Annotated in this window: 14 protein-coding genes; 13 read left to right on the top strand and 1 reads right to left on the bottom strand. The window is 64.5% G+C overall.

The window, feature by feature from the left end; translation table 11 throughout:
* Positions 1 to 2 precede the first annotated feature (2 nt).
* The 11 genes from GJ634_RS04150 to GJ634_RS04100 all read left to right on the top strand — a co-directional run bounded on the left by GJ634_RS04150 (position 3) and on the right by GJ634_RS04100 (position 6,627).
* On the top strand, positions 3 to 980 hold the full coding sequence (locus GJ634_RS04150) for a hypothetical protein (protein WP_157500646.1): 978 nt from the start codon (positions 3 to 5) through the stop codon (positions 978 to 980).
* A gap of 15 nt (positions 981 to 995) precedes the next feature.
* Positions 996 to 1,370 carry a hypothetical protein gene (locus GJ634_RS04145; protein WP_157500645.1) on the top strand — a complete coding sequence of 125 codons (375 nt, stop codon included), beginning with the start codon at positions 996 to 998 and terminating at the stop codon, positions 1,368 to 1,370.
* 3 nt (positions 1,371 to 1,373) lie between these two features.
* Positions 1,374 to 1,688: a hypothetical protein gene (locus GJ634_RS04140; protein WP_157500644.1), complete on the top strand. Its 315-nt coding sequence runs from the start codon at positions 1,374 to 1,376 to the stop codon at positions 1,686 to 1,688.
* Between the two features lie 6 nt (positions 1,689 to 1,694).
* Positions 1,695 to 2,444, top strand: a complete 750-nt coding sequence (locus tag GJ634_RS04135) for a hypothetical protein (protein ID WP_157500643.1) — start codon at positions 1,695 to 1,697, stop codon at positions 2,442 to 2,444.
* Positions 2,441 to 2,605, top strand: coding sequence for a hypothetical protein (locus GJ634_RS04130; RefSeq protein ID WP_157500642.1), 165 nt, complete (start codon positions 2,441 to 2,443; stop codon positions 2,603 to 2,605). The genes GJ634_RS04135 and GJ634_RS04130 overlap by 4 nt, the downstream gene beginning before the upstream one ends.
* Positions 2,606 to 2,612: 7 nt before the next feature.
* Positions 2,613 to 3,137 carry a hypothetical protein gene (locus tag GJ634_RS04125; protein ID WP_157500641.1) on the top strand — a complete coding sequence of 175 codons (525 nt, stop codon included), beginning with the start codon at positions 2,613 to 2,615 and terminating at the stop codon, positions 3,135 to 3,137.
* Entirely contained in the window at positions 3,134 to 3,316 is a 183-nt protein-coding gene (locus tag GJ634_RS04120) for a hypothetical protein (RefSeq protein WP_157500640.1), read from the top strand. Before GJ634_RS04125 ends, GJ634_RS04120 begins: the two co-directional genes overlap by 4 nt.
* Positions 3,313 to 3,843 (top strand): hypothetical protein, encoded by a 531-nt coding sequence (locus GJ634_RS04115; RefSeq protein ID WP_157500639.1) that lies wholly within the window; start codon positions 3,313 to 3,315, stop codon positions 3,841 to 3,843. The genes GJ634_RS04120 and GJ634_RS04115 overlap by 4 nt, the downstream gene beginning before the upstream one ends.
* 48 nt (positions 3,844 to 3,891) lie before the next feature.
* The gene (locus GJ634_RS04110) at positions 3,892 to 4,797 is read left to right on the top strand and encodes a hypothetical protein (protein WP_157500638.1); all 906 of its coding nucleotides are present in this window, start codon (positions 3,892 to 3,894) and stop codon (positions 4,795 to 4,797) included.
* Complete coding sequence (locus GJ634_RS04105; protein WP_157500637.1) at positions 4,794 to 5,279, top strand: hypothetical protein; 486 nt, start codon at positions 4,794 to 4,796, stop codon at positions 5,277 to 5,279. Before GJ634_RS04110 ends, GJ634_RS04105 begins: the two co-directional genes overlap by 4 nt.
* 181 nt (positions 5,280 to 5,460) lie before the next feature.
* Positions 5,461 to 6,627, top strand: coding sequence for a hypothetical protein (locus tag GJ634_RS04100; RefSeq protein WP_157500636.1), 1,167 nt, complete (start codon positions 5,461 to 5,463; stop codon positions 6,625 to 6,627).
* Here GJ634_RS04100 and GJ634_RS04095 read toward each other — a convergent pair.
* Positions 6,624 to 7,019 carry a hypothetical protein gene (locus GJ634_RS04095; RefSeq protein ID WP_157500635.1) on the bottom strand — a complete coding sequence of 132 codons (396 nt, stop codon included), beginning with the start codon at positions 7,017 to 7,019 and terminating at the stop codon, positions 6,624 to 6,626. The genes GJ634_RS04100 and GJ634_RS04095 overlap by 4 nt on opposite strands.
* Positions 7,020 to 7,091: 72 nt before the next feature.
* Here GJ634_RS04095 and GJ634_RS04090 point away from each other — a divergent pair, with 72 nt between their 5' ends.
* Both GJ634_RS04090 and GJ634_RS04085 read left to right on the top strand, forming a co-directional pair.
* Positions 7,092 to 7,679 carry a hypothetical protein gene (locus GJ634_RS04090; protein ID WP_157500634.1) on the top strand — a complete coding sequence of 196 codons (588 nt, stop codon included), beginning with the start codon at positions 7,092 to 7,094 and terminating at the stop codon, positions 7,677 to 7,679.
* Between the two features lie 5 nt (positions 7,680 to 7,684).
* Positions 7,685 to 8,818: a hypothetical protein gene (locus tag GJ634_RS04085; protein WP_157500633.1), complete on the top strand. Its 1,134-nt coding sequence runs from the start codon at positions 7,685 to 7,687 to the stop codon at positions 8,816 to 8,818.
* Positions 8,819 to 8,852 lie beyond the last annotated feature (34 nt).

Genomic DNA, 8,852 nt, shown 5'->3' with positions numbered 1-8,852 from the left:
CCATGAGTACTCAGCAGAACTACGCGGGCATGACGGGCGTGCGGAAGCAGAACGAAGAAGCACTGAAGGACATCGCCCCCGGGGATCTCTCGGGCGGTGTGATGCCGCGGGACCTCTTCGAGGACTGGTACCAGCGCATCCAGGACACCAGCCAGCTCCTCAACATGTGCCGTACCGAGGTGCTGCCGCGGCCGAAGATGGAGCTCGCACGCATCGGCGTCGGCGAACGCATGCGGCGCGGCGCCGGCACTCAGGAAGGTACCTCTGGCGGCAGTGCGGAGGTGAACACGGACGGCATCCAGATGGACGCCGAAAAGGGCGTTCTGGACTGGGACCTGCCCCGGGAGACTGTCGAGGACACCATCGGCCAGGTCGACGAGATCGTGCTCGACAAGATGAGCAACCAGTGGTCCGTCGACACGCAGGACCTCGGCATCAACGGCGACACCGCCGACACGTCGGGTGGGGACAGCCAGGCGTTCCTCACGCAGAACGACGGCTGGCTGAAGATTCTCAACGACCGGCCGGATACGAACACGTACGACCACGCTGGCGGCGCCATCGACACGTCGCTGTTCCACGAGGCGCGGGCTGCGCTGCCGAACAAGTTCAAGCGCAGTGCGGAGGTTCAGGAGCCGGTCTACATGATGAACCTCTCCCAGATCGAGGAGTGGGAGTACGACCTCACGCAGCGCGAGGATCCGCTCGGCGCCGCGGTCATCTTCAGCGACGAGGATCTGACGCCGTTCAACTACGACGTCTACGGGTTCGCCGGCTGGCCGCAGGGGACGGCGCTGTTCACGTACCCGGAGAACCTCATCTACGGCATTTGGCGGCAGACCGAGGTCGAGGTGCTCGACCAGACGGACAAGACCGCGGAGAACGACCTGTTCGCGCGGTACTTCATGCGGACCCGCGACGACTTCCAGGTCGAGGACGAAGAGGGCGCAGTGCTCATCGACAACGTCGCGACGGCCTAACTCTGGTGAGAGTGGATGCCTGAAGTCACTTACACCGGAGGCGGCCACTACCGCGTCGCCGGCGTCGGCTTCGACCCCGGCGACACCCAGGACGTCAACGACGACCTCGCCGAGTACCTCGACGAGCGCAACGACTTCGAGATCGTCTCGGAAACGGACGAGACCGGCGGCGACGCGCCGGACGAGGACACCAGCGAACCTGAGTCCGAGGATGTCGACGAGGAGTCCGGGTTCGACGCCGAGGCGTTCCTCGACCGGGACGCCGCCGACATCGTCGACGCCGTCGAAGCGGGCGAGGCGGATGGCCACCTGGACGAAGTCGGTGACGCGACTGAGTACGTCACCGTCGAGGATGCTGTCGGCGAACGCCGCGCGGAACTGGAGGGATAACCGATGCCCCCATGGCACGCGAGTGCGGTTCTCGCCGACTCCAAGAGCCTTACCGCTGGCGAGGCAGTCGGATGGACGTTCCCCGGCGCCGGGTACCACACGCCCGTCGTCTGCATCAACCTCGAGGACCTCGAAGGAAACACCGACGACACGCTCACGGTCGCGTTTGACGGCGACGCGGCGACCTACGAGGAGGACTCGCGGACGCTCAGTGAGGTGCAGTCGTACACGGTCGACCTGCCGCAGTGCGAGGGCGTCCAGGTGACGTCGAGCAATGGCTGCACGTACAGTGTCGAAGTGCGGAACAACCCGAGGTAACCCAGAATGCCAAACACGGGGTACTGCACGCTCGAAGACCTCCGGAAAGCACTCAACGCCGCCGACCTCCCGGGTGATGTCAGCCAAGACCCAGCGATAGCGGTGAAGGCGATCACCGCGCAGACGGAACCAGTGGAGAAGGAACTGAAGCGACACTGGTACGCCCAAGAAGGCGACCAGATCCTCACCGAGGCCACCGAGATCGACATCCCGACGTCGCCGAAGACGCGGAACGACGAGGAGGACATCCCGACCGCCTCGGCGTTCATCGTCGACGAGGATGGCCCTGTGCCGAAGACGAGTCAGGGGACGTATGCGAAGATCACGCTGGCGCGGCGGGATGCCGAGTCCCTCTCGGCGTTGCACGTCCGCCAGGAGGATGGCACCTACGAGGACTGGGCCGCGTCCGAGGGCTACAGTGAGGGCTCGTGGCCGCCATCGGGGGAGGATTACTACCTCCGCGTGAACAACGGCGGCTGGTCGCGGTTGTACCTCGACACCACGAACCTCCTCAAGCCCGAGGAGGACGACGAGTACGTCCTCGACAGTTTCGCGAACGCCGTCTACCTCGAGTGGAGTTACGGCCACGAGGGGATTCCCGAGAACGTCCGGCGCGCGGTCGCCTTCAGGGCGGCCGCGGACCTGACTGAAAGCCCGTCGTTCTCCATCCCCGACAACTCGGAGGTCTACGGCGCCGAATCGAAAGCCAGCGAGTTGCGCGAACAGGCGGACGAACTCCTCGAGGTGTACAAATGACGCCACTGGTCGACTTCTTGACGTCGGTCGTCGGCGTTGTCCTCGGGACGTGGCTGTACCATGCGTGGCGGGACCGCAGCACCGACGGCGACCCACGGTGGCTGTATCGGGCTCGTGTCTCGGAGACGCCCAGCGAGGATCCACGCACGGAGGAACAGTGACCCCCACATGCCAGAAGGGAATCCTGCGGCGACAGTCACCATCGACTTTTCCCTCGAACTCCAGACCGACCCACTCGGCGCCCAGTTGGACGTCTCCGTACCTGACGCTGCGAGCGACAGTGCGCGCCAAGCGTTCCTCGACAGCGCGGAGTCCGCGTTGGTCGGCTCGCAGGGCAACCTCATCTCGCAGACGGTTGGTGAGGCCCACGACGCGCTCGCAAGCTACGCCTCCGCGCAGGGCGGCTACGCCTACGACCCCGTCGAAGACAGCTTCCAGGGCGTCACCGTCGAGCGCAGCCAGCGTGGTCTCACTATCGAGTGGTCGTGGGGGCACGTCGCCGCTGGCCTCTGGGAGTTCGGCGTCCCGCCACACACGATCCGCGGCGACCCCCTGCATTTCTACTGGGCCGCGAAGGACCAGTGGATTCAGACCGACGAAGTCCAGTGGGGCTCGGAGACCGGCGGCATCCCCGAAGCCCGCTGGGTCCGGGATAGTCTGCATTGGCTCCGCCGGGAGGTAGCACAAACATGACACAACCAACCACTCGACCGCGGCCGCTCGGCTGGCTGCACGTCCTCGCGTACTGGCTGCTTGCCGGCGCGTATCACGCACTCCTCGTCCCGATCTCGTTTGCGTTCTGGGGGTACGAGGGCGTGGACGACGTCGTCTGGCACTTCTGGGAGTTCTATCCCGGGGAGGCCAAGCGATGACCGCGGAACTCGACTGGGTCCTCTCTCAGTTCGCGTCGGTTGTCGACGACGTCGCCAACCAGTACACGCTCGAGAGCGGCGACCCCGTGCAACTCGAGCGCGTGAATCGCGACGAGTCCCGCATCCTCGAACAGGACGTCCAATCCATTCGGGGTGACCTCGAGAAGGCAGCGTTTGTCGGCGCTACCCACGTCGACACTGTCCGCGACCCGGTCGGCACCGAGTACGACGCCAGCCGGGAGGTCGTCGTTGGCGTCCGCGTCACGGGGCTTACCTCTCAGGGCTCGTACGGCCACATCGACCCCAGCGGAGACGAGGGCATCCCGTTCGACAACGGGACCGACGGGCTCGTGAACCGGCTGAAGGACGCGCTCTGGAGCGAGCGCACGTGGCCCGACGCGGGCCCCGACCCGAGTGTGTACTACACGGACCTCGAGCTGCAGAACGAGGCGAACACCAGCCAGCAGTACGCGGACTTCTACCGCGCGGACTGGGATGTCGTTTTCGACGGCTACGAAGAACTGTAAGGAAACCATGAGTTACGCAACCACACCTACGAGTAGAGGTATCAACCGATGACCGGCGCCGGCGCAGCAAGCGTCGCGTGGGCGCCCGAAACCAGCTACCTCGGCGGCACCGCAACCGACCCAACCTACCGAGAACCCGGCAGCAACATCCAAGTCGAGGACGCCGAACTCTCCCGGAACCTCCTCGAAATCTACGCACCCAACGACCCAGAGACGCAGGCGCTCCTCGCGCAGAACCTCGAGGGGCAACTCTCGATCTCCTGGATCCTCACCAACGACGAGTTCCACCGCCTCATCTTCAACGACGGGAACACCGGCTTCACGAGTGGGCTCGCGAACTCTGCGGAGGTCTACCTCGGCGTCGACTACAGCAGCGCGACGACCGAACGCCAGCTGAAAGGCTGGGCGCCAGCCAGCGTCCAAATACAGTACAACGGCCCGACCGAGACGGTTCGCGTCACCGTGACCGGCGCGTACGGCGACGAGGTCAAGAACACGAGCCTGACCGCGGGCACGATCTCGAAGACGGGGGACGAAGTCCCCGGGCATGGCGCCAGCCTCACCATCAACGGCGTCGCGATGACGAAACTGCAGTCCGCGACCCTGAGCTTCGAGAACATCTCCCGACTGCAGCTCGGGCCGAGCCAGAAGCCCGTCGACGCGGTCACCGGGAACGTCTCCACCTCCGTGGACATCACAAGCATCTACGACGGCCCCGAACAGTACTCGCTCGCACTCGGCTCCAGTGGCGCAACCAGCGTCCAGCAGGACGTCGGCGAAGTATCGGCGTCACTCACGTTCGACGTCGCCGGCAGTGAGGTCGCGAGCTACGACATCGCTGGCGTCGCGCCGGACACGTACAACTGGCAGGACCTCGTGAACCCCGACAACGACCTCCAGGAGTCCGTGAACTTCCTCGGGCACTCGGTAACGGGGAGTGATCCGGCAGTATGACTGACTTCGACTACCCGCCCACGAGAACGTTCACGCTCGAAGAAGCCAAGGGTGACGTCGAGTCCGAGCTCGCCGACGCCGAGGCACGCGTTGACGAACTCGAGGATGACGAGGACGCGCAGGAGTCCGCGCTCCGGGATGCTCGGTCGGAGCGTGAGGATGCGGCGGGCAAACAGCGCGCGCTCAACTGGGCGATTGGAGAGTTCGGTGAGGACGCCACGATCACCATGGAGGCGTTCACGGCGACCACACGCGCCCGGGCGCTCGACGAGATGCAGTCCTCGACGATGGGCGACGTCGGCGGGATGGAGTCCCGCATCTGGCTGCTCGCCGCCGCCCTCCAGGCGGCGCCATGGCTCAACGGCAGCGAAGATCTTGAGGAGGCCGCGCGGGTGACGGGCGCACTCCCACCGGCGGTGCAGGACTTCCTCGACGACGAACTCACCGACCTGAATGACCTGAGTAGCGAAAATTTGTCGTAACGCGCCGGTTGGCTGCCGGGGAGGCGATGAACCCGAGCCACGAAGCCATCCTCCGGCACGGCATCATGGCAGCAATTCAGGCAGGCCATGACCCGCGGGAAGTCCGTGAGTGGAGTGAGAGCGACATCATGCACTTCAGCCAGCACATCCAGTTCAGCAACCCGCTACGGGACTATCAGTCATGACGGATTTCACTATTGAGTCCGGCATTCGCATTCCGGACCGCGAGAAACGAGAAGCGAAGCGAGACCTCGAGCAATCAATCGGGGACGTCACCATCGACGTCGACGCAGCCCAAGGCGGCCCCGGCAGTAGTGGGTCGACGGCGAGTCTTGCTGGCGGTGCCGGCGCCCTCGACGAGCTCGGCGACCAGACAGACATCCTCCACGACATCCACCAGGAACTTGAGAAGATCGGGACGTCGGGCGGCTTCGGCGGTGGTAGTGAGAGCAGCGGCGGGCTGCTCGACGGGACGAGCGGTGTCGCCATCGGGAGCGCGCTCACCGGTGGCGGTGGCGGGCTCGCCGCGTCGGTTTTGGGCGGCGCGAGTCTGGGTACGGCAGGCATCGCCGGGCTCGGCATCGGCGGCTCGGCGTTCCTAGCCGACCAGTACGTTGGCGAAGACGCGGAGGGAGTGAAGGAGAACGTCAGTAGTGGACTGCCGGGGATGGTCGAGCATACAGTTGGCAGTCGAATCGACTGGGAACCGCCCGAATGGCAGGGGTTGTCTGGGATGTGGGAGAATGTTGATTTGAGCCCGCCCGACGACCTCTGGGGGGTCGACCTCAGTCCACCGAATGATCTCTGGGGCGTCGATCTTAGCCCGCCACAGGACTTGTGGGGCGTCGACCTCAGTCCACCGGATGACCTCTGGGGGTTCGACCTGAGCCCACCGGATGGCTTCTGGTCTGGCATCCTCCCCGGGAGTGGCGGCGGTGGCGGAACCAACGACCCGTCATGGGGTGATGCACCAGGTGACTCGACGGATCAGCCGCAGTCCGCGAACACGCCCGGGTCCCAGCAGAAGTCGTCGAGGCTCGGCGCGACGTACGGCGACTACGATCCCAGTCAGGGCCCTAGCCAGACGTCCGGCGCCAGCGCCTACGACTCTGGGGATCGTGCGTGGCGGGCAAGCCAACGCAAGGATACGATCCGTGACCGCCAGCAGTCGGGGTCGACGTCGGGCTCGGAGACGCGCGTTGATGTGCAGGTCCAGGAGATCCGTGCACAGATCGAGAGTGGGCGAGCGCTTGAGGATGCGATCCGTGGGGAGATGGATAGTATTGCGCCGGATATCAAACACGAGGTGCTCACGCAGCTTCGCGAGGAGATGCCAAGCCGGCTCTAGTCCGAGTCCGGAACCTCCGCCGACACATGATAGCCATCGACGCGGTCTACCTCATTCTGGCTCGGATAGAACCAGATGATGAACTTCTCTTCATCTCGCGGAGCGATTTGGCGGACGATAGTGGACTTTGACATGATCTCGGACCCACTGGAGTCGAGGACGTCGGCGGTCACTTCGACTTCGTCCAGACTGCAGTTGTCTGACTGGCTTTCGATCCTCCCTGTGAGGATTATCGTTGGCTCGAAGCCGCGTCCGACGAAGCCCTCCGCTTGCCATTCGTAGTCGTACTCTGGTGTGCCTGAGCAGGAGTTCATTCCGGGGAGACTACTGCAGCCAGCGAGCCCGAGGAGGCCAGCAGTGCCGGTGGTCGCGAGGAAGCGGCGTCGGTTCATACGCGGTCGGTTCGAATCGCTTACAAATAATCATTCCCCCACCACCGGGGCCAACCCGTTTCCATACACGAGATGCCAGACGCCAAACAGACAGTTACAATCACAATCGACAGCAGCCTCGGCACCGGTATCTTCGAATTCTGGGCGACGTCAATCGCGCCCTCGCTCAGGACGGGGTACGTCGTCGGCGGCCGCGGCTCAACGGTCAACGCCGTCCTCGGCCAACTCGCCGGCGACGGCGAAGACTCCAAGCGAAAAGGCGTCTACCTGGATGCCGGTGGCGGGACGATGATGTACAACCTCGAACTCAAGAAATGGGAGGGCGCCAGCGACGAGGACGGCAACCTCCTGCAGTGGGGCGACACCCCCGACCCCAGCGTGCATACGAAAACCAGCGCCTCGGGCATGGACGCCTACTCCCAACTCGAGTGCCTCACGTATTGGCTCGAGCAATCCACCATCGACTCCGAGAACCCCGCACTACTTGAGTACGGCCAGCACTACGACGACGGCGTCTACGACCCCGTCGAGGTCGTGTTCGAGGAACCCCAAATCCGGCAGGTCGCCGAGGACGGCAGCCACATCACGGGCACCCTCACGCTCGCGTCGGCGGCGAACCTCCGCGACATCCAGGACGCCGCACTCCGCCTCATCACCTAACCACTATGAGTGACACCTACCTCTACCGGCAAGCCATCCCCGAGCAAGCACAGACCCGCACCAGCAGCCAGCAGCGCCGCCAACTCTCGAAACTCGCGAACCTCGACAGCGGCAGCAGCGTCGAAGACCTCGGCGGCGACCCCGGCGAATACACACTCGTCGGCCAGTACCGCGGCAAATACGCCGAACTGATGGCCGAGGAACTCGAGGAGTTGTTCGGCCCCGACAACTCGTTTGAGGCGGTCGCGTACTACGCTCAAGATGGCCGACTCCGGGAAACGGGGTACTACGCGCTGTCGAACATGGACGTCGGGCGGAACGACCCGCGGCGGGACTCTGTGCAGGACTTCGACGGTCGGCTGACGCGGGAGGGGACGCGCCAGAGTCATCGCCGCAGTTTGGAGGTCTCCCCGCAGCCAGTCCACCGCAACGACTACGGCAACGAGACGACCGCGTTGGTCGCGATCCCCAGCGTGGCGAGCAAGCGCACGTGGTTTAGTCGCGAGACGCAGGCGCGTGAGCCGGTGTCTGTGGTGGAGACGGTCGCGTGTGAGGGAAGTCAAGCCGATGTCGATCTTGTTGATGCTCGTGGGGTTGATCTCGCGAAGCCCGAGCTCGTCTATGATGTCTCGTATGAGGCCGGTGGGCAGTGTGATGTCGTCCTCTGGGACGACCACAACCGGGCGAAGATCGACAGTGAGGGCGTGAACTCCTGGCAATGGGTATTTGCCACGTCGCATGAGTTCTCGGGCGTCCCCGTGATTGATACGGGCCGACTCCGACTACGGCTCGACGAACAAGCCGGCATCACCGCCGAAACCTACAACCCCACCAACAAAACGTGGAACCCAGTCAGCCTCCCAGACTCAGAGTGGAGTCTACGCGACGTCGACATCACGCACGTCAGCCCAATTCGCATCGAGGCGCAGCTCGAATTCTCGCACCCATCGGAGGGCGTCTTCGCGCTGAATGCGCTGGGGCGGCGTGGCCGCAGTACGATCCAGTTCCTCGTCCCCGCGAGCATCGAGGCGGCGACCCCGCCGGGGTTGCGTGATCTCCTCGATGGGATTGCTGGTGGGTCAGTTCGGCGCCCCAATGCGTCGCTTGGGTTGATCGCTCGTGAGGAGGTGCGGCGGTAATGCCCACGGAGACCTTCTCATATACTGGCTCCGA

It is taken from the genome of Halobacterium sp. CBA1126 (assembly GCF_009741975.1).
Classification (GTDB): domain Archaea; phylum Halobacteriota; class Halobacteria; order Halobacteriales; family Halobacteriaceae; genus Halobacterium.
Note: the sequence above shows the minus strand (reverse complement) of the source record. Positions and strands in the feature narration are given on the sequence as shown.

Bases quoted from the DNA above. Each gene is read 5' to 3' on its own strand.
- GJ634_RS04135 (WP_157500643.1), top strand. From the start codon at position 1,695: ATGCCAAACACGGGGTACTGCACGCTCGAAGACCTCCGGAAAGCACTC.
- GJ634_RS04140 (WP_157500644.1), top strand. From the start codon at position 1,374: ATGCCCCCATGGCACGCGAGTGCGGTTCTCGCCGACTCCAAGAGCCTT.
- GJ634_RS04130 (WP_157500642.1), top strand. From the start codon at position 2,441: ATGACGCCACTGGTCGACTTCTTGACGTCGGTCGTCGGCGTTGTCCTC.
- GJ634_RS04085 (WP_157500633.1), top strand. From the start codon at position 7,685: ATGAGTGACACCTACCTCTACCGGCAAGCCATCCCCGAGCAAGCACAG.
- GJ634_RS04125 (WP_157500641.1), top strand. From the start codon at position 2,613: ATGCCAGAAGGGAATCCTGCGGCGACAGTCACCATCGACTTTTCCCTC.
- GJ634_RS04095 (WP_157500635.1), bottom strand. From the start codon at position 7,019: ATGAACCGACGCCGCTTCCTCGCGACCACCGGCACTGCTGGCCTCCTC.
- GJ634_RS04105 (WP_157500637.1), top strand. From the start codon at position 4,794: ATGACTGACTTCGACTACCCGCCCACGAGAACGTTCACGCTCGAAGAA.
- GJ634_RS04120 (WP_157500640.1), top strand. From the start codon at position 3,134: ATGACACAACCAACCACTCGACCGCGGCCGCTCGGCTGGCTGCACGTC.
- GJ634_RS04090 (WP_157500634.1), top strand. From the start codon at position 7,092: ATGCCAGACGCCAAACAGACAGTTACAATCACAATCGACAGCAGCCTC.
- GJ634_RS04145 (WP_157500645.1), top strand. From the start codon at position 996: ATGCCTGAAGTCACTTACACCGGAGGCGGCCACTACCGCGTCGCCGGC.
- GJ634_RS04115 (WP_157500639.1), top strand. From the start codon at position 3,313: ATGACCGCGGAACTCGACTGGGTCCTCTCTCAGTTCGCGTCGGTTGTC.
- GJ634_RS04110 (WP_157500638.1), top strand. From the start codon at position 3,892: ATGACCGGCGCCGGCGCAGCAAGCGTCGCGTGGGCGCCCGAAACCAGC.
- GJ634_RS04100 (WP_157500636.1), top strand. From the start codon at position 5,461: ATGACGGATTTCACTATTGAGTCCGGCATTCGCATTCCGGACCGCGAG.
- GJ634_RS04150 (WP_157500646.1), top strand. From the start codon at position 3: ATGAGTACTCAGCAGAACTACGCGGGCATGACGGGCGTGCGGAAGCAG.